The organism is Pseudoalteromonas sp. 2CM28B, assembly GCF_023161935.1.
The window spans coordinates 1-1,883 of the sequence record NZ_JALNTH010000001.1; the positions used below are offsets into that span (position 1 = coordinate 1).

Genomic DNA, 1,883 nt, shown 5'->3' on the forward strand with positions numbered 1-1,883 from the left:
TGATGTATAGCGATTTGATTTTTTCATAGTTCCAGTTTCTCAAGTTATTGAGTCTCTGGCAAACACGGGGCGATTCACACCGAAGTACGCTTTACTGTGGTGCCGAATTTAATTCCGATAAAAAAGTAACTACCCCAAAAGGTTTTACTACAACTAAGTATCTTAAGCGTGCTCAAAAAATTGAGTGGGAACATGTTGTGCCAGCAGAGAACTTTGGTCGTACTTTCAGTGAATGGAGAGATGGGCATAGTCAATGTGTTAGTAGCAGAGTGAAGTCGTTTAAAGGTCGAAGATGTGCGGAGAAAGTGAGCACTGAGTATCGCTTTATGCAGGCAGACATGTTCAACCTTTATCCTGCTATAGGTGCCGTTAATGCACTGAGAAGTAATTATAATTTCACTATCCTGCCTTCAGCACAAAGTGATTTCGGTAGCTGTGCGATGAAGATAGATAATAGAAAAGCAGAGCCGCCTGAATTAGCAAGAGGGGCGATTGCACGTACTTACCTTTATATGGAAAGTGCTTATAAACGATATAATATGAGTGCATCACAAAGAAAGCTAATGAAAGCGTGGACAAAATGTATCCAGTAAATAACTGGGAGTGTGATCGAGCAAAGAAAATATCTAGTTTACAGAAAAGCGAGAACAACGTTGTTAAAAGTCGGTGTGAAGCAAGTGGACTTCTATGAGTGCTTTTCTATAGCTAAGTATTTACAATCTGCAAAGTGATGTGTGGGTAATTGAAAGGTTATAACTCGTAATGGGGCAAAGGCAGCACAAGAACACTGCCTGAGTTAAATCTACAATCGGTTTCTTTCAATATCTTAATGGTATCTTCAATCTCTATTCCTAAATATCTGATGGTGTTATCAATTTTTGTATGACCAAGTAGTAACTGAATGGCCCGTATATTTTTCGTTCGAGCATAAACGAAAGTCGCTTTGGTTCTTTGGGCTTTCAATAAAATACTTTGATAAATTAAGGACAATTGCCAAGCCTGCCGAACTATAACGGTAAGAACTGGGCTCTAAGCCTGACTTTTTGATCAACATTTGTAGAGTAAACCCGTTCGCAGTGTGTGGAAAGCTGATCACCTTATGTAGGGCAAATCCGTTCGTAGTGTGTAGAAAACTGATCTCCTCTTCACTAAATTACCGATACTCTGGCCTATTTGCCTAGCGATAACGGTAAGAACTGGGCCCTAAGCCTGACTTTTTGATCACCTCTTGTAGAGTAAACCCGTTCGCAGAGTGTGGAAAGCTGATCACCTTTTGTTGGGCAAACCCGTTCGTAGTGTGTGGAGAACTGACCACCTCTTCACTAAATTACCGATATTCTGGCCTATCTGCCTAGCGATAACGGTAAGAACTGCGCTCTAAATATGACTTTTAGATCACCTTTTTTGTCGGGTAGCACAGTATATGCCGTATGGGAAACTGATCACCTTTTAATTTAATTTACCGGTTATCCCACTGCATACCGCGCTATAACGGTAAGAACTGGGTTCCGAATATGACTTTTAGATCACCTTTTTGTCGAGCAGCACAGTATGTGCCGTGTGGGAAATTGATCATCTTTTAATTTAATTTACCGGTTATCCCACTGCATACCGCGCTATAACGGTAAGAACTGGGTTCCGAATATGACTTCTAGATCACCTTTTTTGTCGAGCAGCATAGTATGTGCCGTGTGGGAAACTGATCACCTTTTAACTTAATTTACCGGTTAAGCCATGACCTACCGCGCTATAACAGTAATAACTTGGCTCTAAATATGACTTTTAGATCACCTTTTTGTCGAGCAGCACAGTATGTGGCGTGTGGGAAACTGATCACCTTTTAATTTAATTTACCGGTTATCCCACTGCATACCGCACTATAA

2 pseudogenes are annotated in these 1,883 nt (G+C 40.7%); one reads left to right on the top strand and one right to left on the bottom strand.

The features are described from left to right. Window positions 1-71 precede the first annotated feature (71 nt). Window positions 72-691 (top strand): annotated as a pseudogene (locus MTN96_RS00005) (endonuclease); the annotation flags it as partial. 59 nt (window positions 692-750) lie between these two features. Here MTN96_RS00005 and MTN96_RS00010 read toward each other — a convergent pair. Next, window positions 751-954: pseudogene (locus tag MTN96_RS00010) on the bottom strand (hypothetical protein); the annotation flags it as partial. Between the last annotated feature and the right edge of the window lie 929 nt (window positions 955-1,883).